Source organism: Thermincola sp. GK-1 (assembly GCF_059412445.1).
In genome coordinates this window covers 57,654-75,432 of record NZ_JBSQAT010000013.1, presented here as the reverse complement: position 1 = coordinate 75,432, position 17,779 = coordinate 57,654, and the positions used below count along the sequence as shown (strand labels likewise).

Below are 17,779 nucleotides of genomic sequence, written 5' to 3'. Positions count from 1 at the left end.
GTAGCTGCCGGGTCAATAATTAAGCCTATTTGAGTCCCTACCTTAGTTGCAAGGTGGGGATTATTTTACGCTTACGTTTTAATACTTGATAGTTAATGTTGTTTATAAACAAAATAAATGCCAATAAGGGAAGGGTAATTAAAAAGGTAATTAAAAAAATATTTTTTAAGGTAGTTGCATCGTTCTTAGAAAATCTCTCTGCTGCGAAAACCGCATTATTTGTCAGTTCAAAGAAATCTTCGCTTTCTTTTAAAATGCTATCATAATTTTTATCCAATCTTGCTTTTCTGATAGATTTTTTAAGCGAGCTCCATGCCTTTTCAACGTCCTTCATCTTTGCAATAAACTCTTTGTCTGTAGTTTTAGGCAGGTGTAATTCCTTACTACCATTGATAAGGCCGTTTATAATGCTGTCTATCTCTGCAATTAAGTCTTCTTTTGCTTGTCCTGCCATTTCAAGTTTAATAAGCCTTTGCGACATACCTCTAACAATTCCTGCATAATTAACAACTCTGTAGTCATTTGCCAAATTACCTATAAAAACAAAAACCGATATCGTTCTAATAATAGAAAAGACTAATAAAATTACAATAATAACTTTTAAGCCTGTGCTAATCTTACTTTCCAAATTACCTTTTTTGCTTAATTGTACAAGCATACCATCACCTGTCTAAATCTTTTGTATCTGTGTCATGTCATTTAACAAATAACCAAAAAGTTTACTATCCAAAAGTATTAATCACTTGTCTGAAGTTATCCATTTAAATCAAAACTTGTTTGCTACATAAATCGAAATTTATTTTGTAATAAAAACATTGTACATCTTGTCCTATTTTTGTCAATCTTTTAATAATTTCACATTGTAGATAGACCCAATATTTTTTAAGCTAAAACATGCATTGAAAAAGGTGGGTATCCCTCGAGTATTATTAAAGCGGAAAAAACAAATAAACCATAAAGGAGGGACACCCACCTAATGAAATTAATTATATAAATAAACTTAAGGCTACTGGTAATCCCCAAGTATCATTAGCTTTGTTACCTGCCTTCCTGCAAAACCCAGTTTTTTTTGTGATAAGCCTCGCTATTTCCCGAGCAAGAACTTTTACGTTGCGAATATTTTCTTCAATTTCTCCTTCTTTTAATCCAACATCCAAAAGTTTCCTGCTATATATAACAGTAGACAGCTTTATTAAAGCATAGCTTATAGGAACTACAAAGCAACAAACTACCTTTGCATCTGGATTACCCCTGAAATACGACTTTTCCTTTAAACCTAACTCCCGGTGGCTTGCCAAACGAAAAATAAGTTTAGCATACTTAGGAGCTAATTATTATTACCCAAATTCCCGGCCTTAAACCCTTCTTTCTTTCTTAGATATACAAACGACAGGTATTTCCCCACCATAGTTAACTTGTTTCAATCCCTCATAGGTAGGCTAAAAACGGAACATTCTGACATTTATTTCTGGGGGAATGTACCGAAGTTTCAATCCCTCATAGGTAGGCTAAAAACGATATCGTAATCGTTGGCCAGCTCTACCAATCGCTGGTTTCAATCCCTCATAGGTAGGCTAAAAACAAGAAATTGAAAAGGCTGGCTGCCGGCTGGAGTTTGTGTTTCAATCCCTCATAGGTAGGCTAAAAACGGGTAGTTGGAGCTATAAGCGCGGTACTACATTCGGGTTTCAATCCCTCATAGGTAGGCTAAAAACTCAATGGGCATATAGTTTTATCCTTGAAATATACCAAGTTTCAATCCCTTATAGGTAGGCTAAAAACAAGAAAGGGCTTTGTTAGAACATGCTAGGAATTGGGTTTCAATCCCTTATAGGTAGGCTAAAAACCGATTACGGCGGCCAGCCAGGTATGTTCAGGGTGATTAGTTTCAATCCCTTATAGGTAGGCTAAAAACGGCGTCGGGCGTTGGATATATTATTGCGTTGGTTGCGTTTCAATCCCTTATAGGTAGGCTAAAAACTTTTTCGGTTTACGATTATAGAGGTTATTTAGAGTGTTTCAATCCCTCATAGGTAGGCTAAAAACCCGTTCATCCGGCTGCTTGACCAGAGTGTCTGCATCTATGTTTCAATCCCTCATAGGTAGGCTAAAAACTAACCTGTACCGGTTCGCCGCCGGTTCCCAGCAGGTTTCAATCCCTTATAGGTAGGCTAAAAACTGATGCCCCCGACAGCCCGTATGACGGGTATGTCGGGGTGTTTCAATCCCTTATAGGTAGGCTAAAAACTGCTGTTTCTTCCTCTGGTAGGGAAGTTTCTTCAGGCAGTTTCAATCCCTTATAGGTAGACTAAAAACTTAAATATTGCCATAACAGGTTAACAATAACAGCCAAGTTTCAATCCCTTATAGGTAGACTAAAAACTTCAAGTCGTATTTAGGAGTACCAATCTCTTTGTCAAGTTTCAATCCCTTATAGGTAGACTAAAAACCAGCAGAAGGTGACCGTACCCGCTGTAGATAGCGAGCGTTTCAATCCCTTATAGGTAGACTAAAAACATAGTGAATGAAGATGGTTCCATTGTCGGTTTTGTCTGGTTTCAATCCCTTATAGGTAGACTAAAAACGCTGAGCAATATACAAGCCCAGCTCCGGTCCGTGGAGTTTCAATCCCTTATAGGTAGACTAAAAACTGTCCAAGTATGTACGAAACTACCACGCCTACCACCTGGTTTCAATCCCTTATAGGTAGACTAAAAACCGATGCCGCATTTGCTTGTAGACGCGATTTTGAGTTTAGTTTCAATCCCTTATAGGTAGACTAAAAACATACCTGCCTGTTATATTTCTCTAACTTTCATAGTGAAGTTTCAATCCCTTATAGGTAGACTAAAAACGGAAAAACCAAGGCAGCAGCAAAAACAACAGAATATGTTGTTTCAATCCCTTATAGGTAGGCTAAAAACTTGACTATTACCAGGACGGCGGTGTTACGGGTTTTGTGTTTCAATCCCTTATAGGTAGGCTAAAAACTGCTGTTTCTTCCTCTGGTAGGGAAGTTTCTTCAGGCAGTTTCAATCCCTTATAGGTAGGCTAAAAACCCCTACCTTCTTTGTACCCTTTATCAGCACTCTCCTGTTTCAATCCCTTATAGGTAGGCTAAAAACGGAAGAAATCAGGTTAGCTGAGAAGTACCTGGACTACTAGTTTCAATCCCTTATAGGTAGGCTAAAAACGGGTCAAAGAGGCCGCCAAAATACTAGGCTGGTCGAAGAAGTTTCAATCCCTTATAGGTAGGCTAAAAACCTGCCGACCGCAGAACATCGTAACTCCATACTCATGTTTCAATCCCTCATAGGTAGGCTAAAAACGAAGAAGCATACAGCAAGTTACGCCACGAATTAGATGTTTCAATCCCTCATAGGTAGGCTAAAAACTCAAACTTACCCTTTGCATTGCAGGACGATTTCAAAGTTTCAATCCCTCATAGGTAGGCTAAAAACGACGTTCCGTATCTCTGTCATGCCCTCGAATTCGTCGTTTCAATCCCTCATAGGTAGGCTAAAAACCCCGAATCCCTGCGCCGTATGCAGAAGATGCCAACGGATTTCAATCCCTCATAGGTAGGCTAAAAACCCGGCCGCCTGCTTGGCCAACTCCTCCGGGTCCAGTAGATTTCAATCCCTCATAGGTAGGCTAAAAACTTTTTAACAAAACCGCGGTAATCGATTACGGTAATGCCGATTTCAATCCCTCATAGGTAGGCTAAAAACATATTGTGTTGCAGTATACTGTAATGCTGAAGCTAAAATATTTCAATCCCTCATAAGTAGGCTAAAAACTTTAAAAGTTGGTCACATAGTTTTTTCGGCGGTTGCTCATTTCAATCCCTCATAGGTAGGCTAAAAACTGCGGGCAGGCAGGCAAGCCTGCCCTTGACATGCCTTATTTCAATCCCTCATAGGTAGGCTAAAAACGGCTTGCGGGCTTGCCGGTTATCAGCCCGCAGTTTACAATTTCAATCCCTCATAGGTAGGCTAAAAACTAATATAAAAGTAACTGATTCAATGGCTGACGATTTAAATTTCAATCCCTCATAGGTAGGCTAAAAACCAGGCTTTTCGATAACGATGTATCCATTGAGTGATTGCAATTTCAATCCCTCATAGGTAGGCTAAAACCCAAGCCTTCCAACGCCATTGGTATTTGACGCCATAGAAATTTCAATCCCTCATAGGTAGGCTAAAAACTCTGACAAACCCTTATTACATCACAGTTGCGAAATGTTTATTTCAATCCCTCATAGGTAGGCTAAAAACGGTGAAGTCATTTTCCCTGATTGTTGCCCCTGCGTATTTGGCATTTCAATCCCTCATAGGTAGGCTAAAAACTTATACCGGCCCCGGCGCGATATTCCTGCCTGAATACGAATTTCAATCCCTCATAGGTAGGCTAAAAACTAAAAAAGATTATTGGTTGGGGACCTAATAATGATGAATTTCAATCCCTCATAGGTAGGCTAAAAACGGAGAAGATGGACAGGATGGCTATTTTGATGTAGAATGTTTCAATCCCTCATAGGTAGGCTAAAAACGTTGGTTCTGCGCTGATTCGGACGTTCTGTGTACCCTGGTTTCAATCCCTCATAGGTAGGCTAAAAACGACATGCTGGCGTGCTATTGGATAGCCATGGACCCGCAGGTTTCAATCCCTTATAGGTAGGCTAAAAACCTAAGGTCCAGATTGTTTATCCTGGAAGTATTGAGGTTTCAATCCCTTATAGGTAGGCTAAAAACCGGCCGTAAATGCCAGAGTATATTTGTGTTTGGTCTAGTTTCAATCCCTTATAGGTAGGCTAAAAACAATAAAATTGAGCAGTAAATTTCAAGTTGGAAACACAAGTTTCAATCCCTTATAGGTAGGCTAAAAACTGTGTTACCAAATTTATCCTATATCATATATGAATTGTTTCAATCCCTTATAGGTAGGCTAAAAACTTTACGGCAGGAAGGAATATAGCAATTGGAACAAGTAGTTTCAATCCCTTATAGGTAGGCTAAAAACTGAAGTTATAGAATGTAAAACTTTTTTAGGTAGGTGGAGTTTCAATCCCTTATAGGTAGGCTAAAAACGTATCGGACAGGCCAAAGTTGTCTTCGACCCATCGTAGTTTCAATCCCTTATAGGTAGGCTAAAAACAATAGATGTTTCCACTCTTTATGATTATTTTGTAGTGGTTTCAATCCCTTATAGGTAGGCTAAAAACCTAGACGGTAATAATTACCATCTAATAGGAGACTTCATGTTTCAATCCCTTATAGGTAGGCTAAAAACCCTATATTTGGCTATTATATTTATACGTATACCTATATGTTTCAATCCCTTATAGGTAGGCTAAAAACCACTCCAATCTATTTTTACCTGCCCTGAACCCATATTAGGTTTCAATCCCTTATAGGTAGGCTAAAAACTTCTTCCATATCGGCTTGTCTAATAGCTCTCTGTGTAAAGGTTTCAATCCCTTATAGGTAGGCTAAAAACTTGAGTGAGATAATCGCACCGGCCTTTTACCCGGTCCAGTTTCAATCCCTTATAGGTAGGCTAAAAACGGCATTGTTTTGTGTCGTATATTTCCTGGCCACCGCAGTTTCAATCCCTTATAGGTAGGCTAAAAACCTATGACATCTAAAAAATAAGAAACCTCATCACCACTGAGTTTCAATCCCTTATAGGTAGGCTAAAAACTCATCCATTTCCAATATCTGAAAATATCTATGACCTTGTTTCAATCCCTTATAGGTAGGCTAAAAACCAAAAATTTAAAATTATATTACATTTAATATTTGTGTTTCAATCCCTTATAGGTAGGCTAAAAACTATTCCCGGTGGAAGGAAAACGTTCCGGGATGAGAAACGTTTCAATCCCTTATAGGTAGGCTAAAAACCAATGTTATGGGGCGCAAACTTCAGCGACACTGCCAGTGGTTTCAATCCCTTATAGGTAGGCTAAAAACAGAGGGGATTAACCAATGATTCCCTACGCTCCCAAGTTTCAATCCCTTATAGGTAGGCTAAAAACCCCTTCATTTCATAGGGTCCCTGCTTAGTAACCAAAAAAGTTTCAATCCCTTATAGGTAGGCTAAAAACGTAGTTATTACTGGCGGTGAACCTTGTTTATATTAGTTTCAATCCCTTATAGGTAGGCTAAAAACCTATTGCCCTTCTTACATTATCACTTTCTGCCATCGAAGTTTCAATCCCTTATAGGTAGGCTAAAAACTGATTGAATTGAGCTTTTAAGATAGTCTCTTTTTCAGTTTCAATCCCTTATAGGTAGGCTAAAAACCAATATGGCGTCGAAGCTGTGCGGGAAGCGGCAAAGTTTCAATCCCTTATAGGTAGGCTAAAAACGATTCAATTGATAAAGAGCCTTTGTAGTCTGAGAATGTTTCAATCCCTTATAGGTAGGCTAAAAACGTGGCCAAAGTATTGCAGTCAGCCTTGGGCGACGAGTTTCAATCCCTTATAGGTAGGCTAAAAACGATGCAAACAGCAGAGTTTTTTCGTGCTGTTGCGCGTTTCAATCCCTTATAGGTAGGCTAAAAACGTGGTGATAATATCGTCCATGATGCCGCTACAAGATGTTTCAATCCCTTATAGGTAGGCTAAAAACGATAACCTAAACTTCCTACAACCTCCTCTAATACTTGTTTCAATCCCTTATAGGTAGGCTAAAAACTCTCACCATTATGTAATGCCCTTATATGTCTCTCCTTCTGTTTCAATCCCTTATAGGTAGGCTAAAAACTTATCTACACTCCAACCAACCCCATCATAAGAACCATTGTTTCAATCCCTTATAGGTAGGCTAAAAACTCTTGTGAGAATTTCCCGTAAGAACGGAAATTCCTCAGTTTCAATCCCTTATAGGTAGGCTAAAAACCCAAATTAATCCTGCACCTCATAATCCACCGATTCTTCGGGGGTTTCAATCCCTTATAGGTAGGCTAAAAACTGCGGAGAAGTGGGGTCCACGGTGTCTGGTTCAAAGACGTTTCAATCCCTTATAGGTAGGCTAAAAACGTCCAAAAGGGACTGCATTACAAAGACCCGGTATCAGGGTTTCAATCCCTTATAGGTAGGCTAAAAACTTTTTGAACCTTTGCGTAACTATCATATAAACCTCTGTTTCAATCCCTTATAGGTAGGCTAAAAACATATAACAGGTCCAGCAGAGCCTATAAATTGGGAAGGTTGTTTCAATCCCTTATAGGTAGGCTAAAAACTTAATGAACATTCCTCTTTTTATTTCTTCTTTTCTTTTGTTTCAATCCCTTATAGGTAGGCTAAAAACCTTCAGGCCTGTCCTTATGAGATGGCGGCACCGTTCGCGTTTCAATCCCTTATAGGTAGGCTAAAAACCCTTACAATTGACTTCGCCCTTTTTATACTCTCATGTTTCAATCCCTTATAGGTAGGCTAAAAACACATAAATGTTTGGTTAAGGTTGAAAAAGGTTGTATATTGGTTTCAATCCCTTATAGGTAGGCTAAAAACGTGGCACCCGGGGTGTTAGTCGTTTGTCGTGCTAATGTTTCAATCCCTTATAGGTAGGCTAAAAACCCGTTCCGGTGGGCCAAAAAATCAGGTACAGCAAGGCTTTTTGGTTTTCTGTACCTTTCAGCATTTTAACATAAAAATGTTCTTTTTTAAAGGCCTGTTTTGCAGTATTTGCTTATTTTTCTAAGCCTGAGCCCTGTTTTGGCTTTGTCGTCGATCCCCCGGGGTTTTTGCGCTACCGGAGGTCGACGACAAATTTTCCGTCTGACCGGTTTCGGCTTTGAAGTTAATAATTCAGTGGTTACTTCTAATAAAACAGACCAATTAAATTATCATGTCATCTCCGCCTTTTTTTATCCCGAGAGATTCCCGCTGCGAATATTTTGTCGTGCGGAAGGTATAAAAAAGGCAGGAGTCCTCTTCCTCATTGATCACATTTTGCAGCTCCATCTTCAGTTTCCTGTAATTGGCCTCACTTATTTCACCTTCCAGAACCGAATTCTGTACCCAGTTCAGGTATTTCCTGGCTTTTTTGAGCACTTTGTTGACCCTCTTGGTATTCACATCATAAACCAAAATAACAAACATAACTTCACCTGCCGGTTATCTCCTACCACCGCGCTACAAAAGGTTCATACTCCTTTTCACCCATCAGGTGCTTTTCCAGCTTGTACAACTCAAGGCGAATCAGGCGCCTGTAGGATACTTCTCTGCCAATATCCCGGTGTTTGATTGTTGTTTTCAGCTTGTTATCCAGTTCTTCCACAAACAGTTTTTTGGCCCGGTCCTTAATCACGATTCCTTCCATCCCACTTTCAAAGTCTTGTTTGGTGACCATTTTCTTTGCCAGGAGCGAAAATATCACCCGGTCAACCAGGATGGGTTTAAATATTTCCGCAATATCCAGATTCAGTGAAAATCTGCGGAAATTGGTGGCATGCAGGAAACCAATCCGGGGGTCAAGATGAGTCTTATAAATTTCACTGAGCACCAGCGTGTAAATAACAGAATTCCCGAAACTGATCAGGCTGTTCAGGTGATTTTTGGGCGGGCGGCGCGTTCGTTGTTCAAAAATAAAATCTTTATTTTCTATAATTTTATCAAAAGCCCTGTAATAACACTCTCTGGCGTTTCCTTCTACAGCCATGAGTTCCGAAATTTCAGCACAGCCATCAATCTGTTCTTCAAATTCCTTTAATTTCTGAAGACTCGCATCCAGATCTTTGCCCCTGTTGGCATAGTATTTCAATACCTGCCTGATGTTTTTTAACGCTCCTCTGACTATTGCTCCGGCAATTCCCATTCGCCTGTCGTGTTCCAGGTAAAATTGCGCCTGTTTGAGGGTCATATACCCTGAGTTATAGTGTTCCCGGGGGTAAAAGGTGCCCATATAGTAACCGTGGTAGTTGAAATAGTGCATGACAATTTCCTTCTGCGACAGGAGTTCGAGAAGTTTTTTGTTAATATTTACCTCTCCGAAAACAAAAATGTCGCTGATGTCTTCAACCGGCAGATACCGGTTGGTTTCTTCGCAATAAAATTTCAGAGTATTGTCCTGCCTTTTCAATTCGCCGTCAGAAAAAATATAGACAATCTTTTTCATGCAGGCCCTCCGTTATGACCAACAGAATTCCGCATAAGCGCAGTTTTTGCACCACCTGACCCTGACAGGCGGTGGAGGCCCGTCCAGATAGACAATGCGTAAAATATCCCGGACCGCTGCATCCAGTTTGGCCCTCAGTTCATCCGTCAATTCCACTGTTTCCCGTCTTTTCTCCTTGGGAAACCGAAGTTCCCCTTTCGCCGTAAGACCTGCTTTTTCCAGTTCTGCCAAATAATAAGCCAATTGCATGCGCGCGCTGGCCTCGAATTTGGAGCTTTTTTTCACTTCGCCGATAACCAGCCCGTCCTTACCTTTATGTACAATATCAAGCTTGATGTGGCCCAGGCTGATTTCTTTTTTCTCGCGGGGGTATGTCTGCTCCTGGATAAACCTGCCCAGGTCCACGTTTGGGTTGTCCTCGTCCGGATTAATCTGGCGCGCCATGAGCCACACCTCGCGGTGGCAGATGAAGTAGTACCAGATGAGGGTGCCGGTGATGTGGAGGTCCTGTTGGTTGGTCACGAGCATCACCTTCAGGAAATCAAAGTATTTCAAAGGTCTCTGTCCTTAGTGAAGCACGTTTAAAACCTGTTTCAGAATCATAATAACTCTTCCAATATTCATTGGGTAAGCGATAGAGCCGGCCATAGGCCTGTAAACCTAAAATGTTACTTTCCTGCCGGTCCCTCTCAGGAATAGAAATAATATATCTAGCTAATTTGGCTTTAATCTGCATATAGTTTTTTCGCCTAACTAGAGGGTCATGTTCTGACAAAACTGTTGTTTCATAATCATCCCAAACAGCCTGAGCCTCTTCATCTTGTTCTATAAATACATCAACATAGAATGGTAGCTCTCTAATCAGACAGAATTCGCTAATATTACCACATCCTGCACTTGGAGAACCATTAAAAGATAAGTTTTTCACTGCTTCCAGGAGATCTAAAGATTTTTTCGATGACAAACGTTTTCCCCTAACTAAATTTATGAAATAGTTGCTAACCATTTGTCCAAAATCCTTTTCATCTATACAAGGGTATTTTTTCAACAAATCCCTAGCCTCATTTATCAGAAGCGGTCCATATACCTTACTGGCATAATCTTGGCCATTGTCTGTCATTAGATTTACCACTTCTATTGTACCTCGTGTCCTCATTTTATTGCGATTACACCTGCCAGCACACTGAATAATCGAATCTATCGGAGCCAAATCCCTGAATACTTCATCTACATCGATGTCAACTCCTGCCTCTACAACCTGAGTTGAGACAATAATTACTTTTTCACGGTTTTTCAGTTTTTCTTTTATTTGATTTAACTTTTTGTGTCTGTCTTTAGGTGTTACATTAGTTGACAGATAAAATATCGGTGTAATTCCTTCAAGATTTTGTTTAAGATTAGTAAAAAGCTCTAAAGAACTTTTGATAGTGTTCATTACTAACAAATATGATTTGTTTGGGTCATAGCAAGACCCAAAATATCGAACAAACTCGTCTATCGTTTGATTTTCCCCATAATAACGCAATGTAACCCGGTCAAAAGCTTTAAACAACTTAGTAATTTCTTCACTGTTGCCTGCCAATTCAATTGATTCGTTATCTTCAAAAATAAGAGGTTTAGTAGCAGTCATTAAAATAATTCTACAATCCAAATATTCGGTCATTAGCTTTAATAATTGCCTTACAGCTCCCCAATATTCCGCCGGAATACTTTGAACCTCGTCCATTAATATAATACTTCCAGCCAAACGGTGAAACTTTTTTAGCATTTTATTTGTATAGCCAAAAACTGTATGAAATAGCTGAACAAAAGTTGTTACTATAATTTCGCTATTCCATGCTTCGACATTAAGGAGAGCATGATCCAACGAGATATTTTCTCCATCAATCTTGTAATTAACTTCACTTAAATGATGATGTTTCATGAGAAAAGCATCTTTATTATCTTTGTATGCCGAAACATTTTGTTCCAGCATTTCTTTCAGCACATCATAGTTTTGGTCGATAATAGAAGTAAAAGGCAGAGAATAGATTATTCTACTTTCTTGGTCGGCTTTTGTTAAAACTTCTGCTCCAGAAATCCCTGCCCCCCCTGATAGTTTACTTTTCGTAGATTTAATTAGTTCGCGGAGTTTTAAGGCAGCAGCAAAACCGGTAATAGTCTTGCCGCTGCCGGTAGGAGCTGTAATAGTAAATATTTTAGCATCCCTGAATCTCTGTTCCAAGTTCTCCATGACTCTTTGATATACTTCATTGCGATGAAAGTCAACCTGTTTCTTAGGGCTTGGATAAGCAACTTTACGATATTTTTCCACAATGCTATAATTTAACGCAAAACGTTTAACTTCTTCTAATCCAGCAGCATTTTTTTTATCTGCATCGATAAGAAGAGAATAAATATAGAGGAGCTGAAGATAGGTTAGATACCCCGCTTGTCCATCGTCAAGGCTATCCTCACCCATAATCAGGTCGTCATAGAGAAAAAATAATTTTCCAATAGTTTTATGCACTTTCTCGGCAAAGGCTGACACTCCCATGTAAATACCAGGTTTAACATAGGTATCCATTAGAGATTTCATTTCTTTGTCAATAACAATGGAGTTCTTTTGCAAATCATCTAATTGGCGGTTCATTATCTCCAATCTATTTCTAAGATTATCTTTACAAAGAGTTGCAACTTGGTGGAGACTCCTTTCCGAAGCTAAAAAATTCAGAGGATGAGTAAGATTCCCATGATGATGCAGCACAGCCATGTATCCAATCAGCGGGATATACCGGTATTGATCGGAATATTGCAACTCGAGGAGATGACTCGCTGTCCACACAGCTGAAATAAAGCCATGATAACTTAAAGCCCCCCAGTTTTTTCTTTTAACAAGATAGTCCTGGAAAAAGGTAGTATATTTGCCAAAATCATGTCCTAAACCAATAACCGTAACAGCCGGTTTCACTAATTCCCAGCTCAAAGCAGGTAAGTCCTGTAAGTTAGTTATCATCTGACCGGCTACCTCGGCCAAATGAACAATGAGGTACTTATGGTAATTGGTTTCTTGGTCAAAATGAGAATAAAAATCCAATTAAACCCCTTCTTCCATAAAAAGCAAGGTCTCGTCCAATTCATCAATGTAATAAGGAGATGTTTTAAACCTGGCCGTGATGCCCTGGCATGACCGTTCGTAAAGCATGTTACATATTTCAATTAATTTTCGACCCGGACCAAAGGCATAAGGCATTTGCTCCTTTAAATAGACCAGGTTCTTACCAGCATCAGCCTGAAAAACAAGGCTTTGACCTTCTATAAGACTCATGTTTACCACTGTCTGGACTTCTGAACCCTGACTCGGTTCCGCTGTAAATTCTCCAACAAGCACAGGATTGGCCAAAAACTCACTCCTACCCAAAAAAAGAGGGAATATAGGACCATGTTCTAGCTTTTCCAACAAATTCTTTTGAATCCGTTCATCTTTATGGGAAAAGTATACCCGGTATACTAACTCTTTTCCTTCTTGCGGAACAACAATCTCTGTCGGTATCATGGTCGGGCCACCATAGCCATTAACCCAATTAAGCTGCTTAGTATTAATAAATTTTATGGTTTGCATTATTTTTCTTACTTGGCAATTAATTTTAAGCGCTACCTGAGCTGTATCTGGGCTTAACAGTTCATAGTACGAATCACGTTCCAGGCCTAAGATGGCGCCTATCATGCCGGTGATAACAGTCCGGGGCGGAAAGGCATAGCTTAAAGAAGATGAATTGGTAAAATACTTCCTGAAATGAGCAGCCGGTCCCCGAATATCGAATACGACGATTTTTTTCATACCGTCTCCAACCTTTCTAGTCCTGTATTACAATTACCTTCTCGACTCCTATCGCATCTACCAGTGCTTTGTCAGTTTTGGTTGGTTTGCCGTTTACATGAGTATTCAATTCAGGATTCATATACAGCTTTACTTGGTTAACTTTTTCTTTTCTGCTTTTTAGAAGACTCACAAGGCTACCTACTTCCAGTTGCAAGTCTTTTCTATCTCTTAGCCCTGTTTTAGGGTATACTTCTATATAATTTCGCAGATCTCCTAAAAAAGTTTGATTATCAATATACTCAACCCGTAGATACAGGCACGGATATTGTCCAATTTTACTCCTGGTAGCTGCTAAGGGAATTGCCTTGACCAATGCTTCATCCAATTGCTCTAACGTCTCCGTTTCTAATTTGGTATAAGTTGCCCGACGGGCAGAAACAATGCCATGAAATGCAATTAATGAATAATATAAACGGTAATCCCTGCCAATTGTACCCTGTTCGTTGCCCTCATTTGAACTAAACCTAGATGTAATTGCACTCGATTCTATCAATTCAACACGATTTAGAGAATACCCCCAGTTAAACTGTACCGGCCCGGTAAATGTAATCGAACTACCACTGGAACCTCCTCCTGCATCATCAGCTTTAATAGGCATAGTGGCCCCAAAAAGTCGCACATCAACCAGTTTTTCTAAAATAACCGGAATGTCATCCTTTGTTATCTTGTCTTTTTCCAATAAACTCTTTAAGCGGGTAGTCGCATCAACAGTTCGGTCATTAACCTTGGTGACAAATATTTCGTTCCCTTTGTCCTGAAGGTAATCTCGTATATATCTTTTCAATCTCACGTCAGAAACCAGATTAATTTCTTTTTCATAATCCATCCGGGGCCTGTTTTCGTCATCCGGATCCCCATTAGGATTGCAAAGTTTAGCATCATAAATAAATAAAATGTCACTATTGTTTTTGATCAACTCGCTCATTACCGTCTTCTCCTCCTTTTTCTTTTTGTATGCCAGCATTAATAACTTTTCCTGTTAAATAGCTGTAGCCAGATAGCAAATAGAATACATTTTCTTTATCACTTAAAGTCCAATTTGCCAGTTCATGGTCTAAAAGTTGCTTCATCACCGAAAAATACTTTTCGTTAATAATATCTAACCTTTTGTATTGCCTTAATTTATTAAAAACCTCATTTGCCAATGCAACAACCCTTCGGCTACTCATACCCTGATAAGCTATTTTGTTCAAGATAGGCTTACTATTTAAATTACTGTTATATTGAGCATTAGCCACCTCAGCCATTAAGTATCCCAGTATAAACAGTGACGCTTGTTGTATGTTATACCCCATAGATTTAATAAACTCATTTTCATCTTTCCGTAACCCTTCCACTTCAATTGGCTCTGTCATTTTTAGCACACCAACCTTCTTTAAAAAACAATTTAAATAATTCACCTTCAAACTAGCCTTAGCCATTTCAATGTCCCAGAATCTAGAATCACCTGGTTTAACATTAAAATTCTCTTTACTGAATGCATACACTTTAAACAATTCCAGATATTGTTTTATTAAGAACGCAGGTTGAACACGGCGTCCTTCGAAGATTGCCTCAATGAAAGTTAAAAATTTTTGATATTCGTGTTTATTTTCTCCTTGTTGAAGCGGAATCAAGTAATATATCCGGTTGAGGTCCAAAGCCAATTGACCACTGATAGCGGGAAAAACTTCGTTACATGACCTGTTAACCTCCAAAAAAGCTAAGGCTATTTCCCTGAAACGGGTAGGTGGCACATCCTTAACCATCTTCAAAATCTTTAGCTCGGCTTTGTTACGCTGGTAAAACAGGAGATTAAAGATTAGTTCATTGTCAAATTCCCGGATCTTTAAGTATTCGTCTATCTGTCCCTCTAATTCGTTAATTGCACTTAAACCTTTTAAAAAATTAAGGCTATCAGGCACATACTTTACCCAGTTGTAAAATCGAGTAGAAGTCAACAAGGGAGACTTTAAAAAACCAGGTATTATGTACAGATCCAATTTCCCTAAACGGCTGGAAAAGTTATTACGAATAAAAGCCTCCGCGAGAAGAGCAAATTGATAACACTCCTGGCAAAAAGAGTAGTGCTTATGAAAAGCTTCTTTATTTAAATTGCTGGCAAAGCCGACTTTATCCGTAATATAGTACTTAAATTTCATTCGGCTTGTATTTCCAGTAATCAATTCCTCCTTTCCGCAAACAGTGCAAATTCCTCTCTCTTTATCAAAGAGTTCACCAACTTTTATCTCTTCTACTTTTTGCATATATTCAGAAAACCTAGCCCCAACCATACCATCAAAGAGTATTACATATAGGCAGATCTCCTTGTCACTAATGGAATAGTTTTGCTTTAACCATTTTTTAAAATTCTTTTCAATTACTTCGACTTTCTTTTTCTGTTTTTTGGGGAGTGCCAAAATATCCGCTAACTTATCCCCTTTATATCCAACTAACAAATCCAAATTAAAAACATATCGGTACCTTTGTTCAGCCCCAACAGTGACATTTGTATCAAAGAAATAAATTTGTAATACCTGTTTTGCTTTTTGGTACAACAAGGTGTCTTCAGGCATTATATTAATGATATTGGGAAGAGTCTGAGACAAAACGAAGGCTAAATTATTTGTAGTTAAATACCACTGCGGGCTGTTGTTCCCATCAGCATTTCCTATCCACAAATATTCCTTTTCAGTTAACCCAGGAGTAACCTCAGCAATCTTTATTTGTAAAAAAGGCTTCTCAGTAGAAAAATCCAGTAACACTACATGCTGTTTTTTCCCTTCAATTTCGTCCGGCAACTCGATAGTTAGGTTTTCCAGGAAAGTCCCCCGGCTGAATTTATTGGCCAAATCCCCTATGTCCCTAATTGCAGCTAACATCTTATTCACCTCCTTTCTCTACCGAAACATTAACCTTTTTCATTTGTGACTTTACATCAGTTCTGTATTTTAGAATACTACTACTAAAACAATTCACAAACTGGACCTCCCCCCTTCCCAGCCTTTTCCCCTCAATAAATAAAATTACTTCATAAAACTGACACCTGTTTGTCAGTTTTAAAAAATAACTTTTCCCCGTTAGTTCCTACACTGCTTCCGCAACATTATGATATAATCAAAATAAAACACATTTCTCCATTGCTTTCCATTCCATAATATGCTCTTATTTTTACAGAACGTTTGTTCGCTATTTTTAAAGGAGGCGAGCCCCTTGCTGGATGCCGGTGACCTTAAACAAATCAAAAATGTAATGCTGGAAACCATCGAACCGTTTCTTACCAAAATTTATGGTAAACTGTTGGAACATGACAGAAAATTTGAGGAAATCGATAAAAGATTTGAACAGATTGACAAAAGATTCGAACAAATCGATGCTCGGCTGGACAGGCTGGAAACCCGCATGGACAGTATAGAAAACCGCATGGACAAGCTAGAAAGCCGCATGGACAGCCTGGAAAACCGCATGGACAAGCTGGAAAAAGACGTTGCCGAAATTAAAGGCTATCATAAAGACCTGGAAAAAACCCTGGATATGATTAAAAGACTGTTCACCGAGGTCACGTTTAAAGTGGAAAAATTGGAAGACCGGGTATTTGACCTGGAAAACAACCCAGAAGCTGCCCAAAAAGAATATGCTGCCGAGATCAGAAGGGAATTCGAAGCCCTTAAAAACCGCGTCTCCAGGCTGGAAAAGCTCATTGACCGGGTTTGTGAAGCAGAAGAAAAGTACAAAAGCTGACATGTCTCACACCGCCGCTGCGGCGGTTTTTTATTTTTCAACCACCTCCACACAGCCAAATCCCTGGCTGTTCTTGCTGCCCAACCCTGCATCCACCGCCATCTGCAGCAGTTCCGTCGGCCCGGACAGTTCCATTACCCCGGTATATCCCTTGATTACCGTATTCTTATAATTCACCAGCCGCATATCCCCCCTTCCCAGCCTGCGCACTTTCACATTTCCTTCCGGCGCAGCCTGTCCGTACAGGGCCTCATACTTCTTGCGCAGATTACTTTCCAGCAAGGTATCATAATCCGGTTCCCCCGGTTGCATATAACAGGAATACCGTCCACCTTCAGGCTTATATAAAGTTTTGCGGATTACAGCCGGCGAAAGAGTCCGGACGGCTATTCTCTCCTCCCCCACTTTAAGCTGCCGCACAACCAGCTTTTCCACCTCCGCCTCGGCCGTACCCAGCCTCAACCGGCCTTTGGTCAACATACCGTTAGCTATGGACTGGCAAAATTGATCAACCGGTGAGGAAATCACCAGCCTCACCTCATCAAAAAACCTGATTGTGCCTTTTTCCTTGTCAATCTGAAACCTCCCCATCAGGCGTGAAAAGGCAAAAAGTTTGAACCGCCGGTTACCGCTTTGATACCCCTGGTCATGCAGAAAAGCTGCCAGGTCTGCATCTATGGAACTGTACACAGCCGCCTGGACAATATGATTATACTGCAGAGGAATCTCCATAATCCCCTCAGGACGCAAAGAAAAACATATGTGCACGTTATCTCTCCTCCAAAAATAAAGACTGCTCCTCCGGGAGCAGTCAGTCTGGAATTTCTCCGTATCAGGCCATTATGTCTTTCATACCGGCAATATTGAATTTTGACCCATGTCCGGAAGGTTGCTGTATTTTGACTGATGCCCGGAAGGCTGACGCGTTCTGACACATTTGGCAATTAAATTACTTTTTTTATATGGCTTCTATTTATTACTATATTTTTCCTTCCTTGGGCATGTACTTTCGCTCGTCTAATTTCGACAATTTTCTCATTCGAGCTGTCGTCCGTGAGCGGAGGAATATTCTAGC

Annotated in this window: 11 protein-coding genes and 1 CRISPR repeat array; of the genes, 1 reads left to right on the top strand and 10 read right to left on the bottom strand. The window is 39.8% G+C overall.

Going from position 1 to position 17,779, the window contains the following annotated elements; translation table 11 throughout:
* Window positions 1–37: 37 nt before the first annotated feature.
* The 9 genes from ACSNJE_RS12300 to cas8b form a co-directional block, all read right to left on the bottom strand.
* Entirely contained in the window at window positions 38–658 is a 621-nt protein-coding gene (locus ACSNJE_RS12300; protein WP_495252765.1) for a type IV pili methyl-accepting chemotaxis transducer N-terminal domain-containing protein, read from the bottom strand.
* Between the two features lie 328 nt (window positions 659–986).
* A complete protein-coding gene (locus tag ACSNJE_RS12295) occupies window positions 987–1,157 on the bottom strand; it encodes a hypothetical protein (RefSeq protein WP_495252764.1) in 171 nt (56 codons plus the stop codon).
* 260 nt (window positions 1,158–1,417) lie between these two features.
* Window positions 1,418–7,582: direct repeats of the CRISPR family, unit length 30 nt; unit sequence GTTTCAATCCCTTATAGGTAGGCTAAAAAC.
* Between the two features lie 261 nt (window positions 7,583–7,843).
* Complete coding sequence (gene cas2 / locus ACSNJE_RS12290; protein WP_013121319.1) at window positions 7,844–8,107, bottom strand: CRISPR-associated endonuclease Cas2; 264 nt, start codon at window positions 8,105–8,107, stop codon at window positions 7,844–7,846.
* A 22-nt stretch (window positions 8,108–8,129) separates the two neighbouring features.
* A complete protein-coding gene (gene cas1b, locus ACSNJE_RS12285) occupies window positions 8,130–9,122 on the bottom strand; it encodes a type I-B CRISPR-associated endonuclease Cas1b (protein WP_495252763.1) in 993 nt (330 codons plus the stop codon).
* Window positions 9,123–9,134: 12 nt separating this feature from the next.
* A complete protein-coding gene (gene cas4 / locus ACSNJE_RS12280; protein ID WP_495252762.1) occupies window positions 9,135–9,644 on the bottom strand; it encodes a CRISPR-associated protein Cas4 in 510 nt (169 codons plus the stop codon).
* 19 nt (window positions 9,645–9,663) lie between these two features.
* Entirely contained in the window at window positions 9,664–12,198 is a 2,535-nt protein-coding gene (gene cas3 / locus ACSNJE_RS12275; RefSeq protein WP_495252761.1) for a CRISPR-associated helicase Cas3', read from the bottom strand.
* The gene (cas5, locus tag ACSNJE_RS12270; RefSeq protein WP_495252760.1) at window positions 12,199–12,942 is read right to left on the bottom strand and encodes a CRISPR-associated protein Cas5; all 744 of its coding nucleotides are present in this window, start codon (window positions 12,940–12,942) and stop codon (window positions 12,199–12,201) included. It lies immediately after the preceding gene.
* 16 nt (window positions 12,943–12,958) lie between these two features.
* The gene (gene cas7b / locus ACSNJE_RS12265) at window positions 12,959–13,909 is read right to left on the bottom strand and encodes a type I-B CRISPR-associated protein Cas7/Csh2 (protein ID WP_495252759.1); all 951 of its coding nucleotides are present in this window, start codon (window positions 13,907–13,909) and stop codon (window positions 12,959–12,961) included.
* Window positions 13,884–15,845 (bottom strand): type I-B CRISPR-associated protein Cas8b/Csh1, encoded by a 1,962-nt coding sequence (gene cas8b / locus ACSNJE_RS12260; RefSeq protein ID WP_495252758.1) that lies wholly within the window; start codon window positions 15,843–15,845, stop codon window positions 13,884–13,886. The genes cas7b and cas8b overlap by 26 nt, the downstream gene beginning before the upstream one ends.
* A 331-nt stretch (window positions 15,846–16,176) precedes the next feature.
* Between cas8b and ACSNJE_RS12255 the strand changes: the two genes are divergently transcribed.
* Window positions 16,177–16,704, top strand: a complete 528-nt coding sequence (locus ACSNJE_RS12255; RefSeq protein WP_495252757.1) for a hypothetical protein — start codon at window positions 16,177–16,179, stop codon at window positions 16,702–16,704.
* 30 nt (window positions 16,705–16,734) lie between these two features.
* Here the strand turns inward: ACSNJE_RS12255 and cas6 are convergent, their stop codons facing one another.
* Complete coding sequence (cas6, locus tag ACSNJE_RS12250; RefSeq protein WP_495252756.1) at window positions 16,735–17,472, bottom strand: CRISPR-associated endoribonuclease Cas6; 738 nt, start codon at window positions 17,470–17,472, stop codon at window positions 16,735–16,737.
* Window positions 17,473–17,779 lie beyond the last annotated feature (307 nt).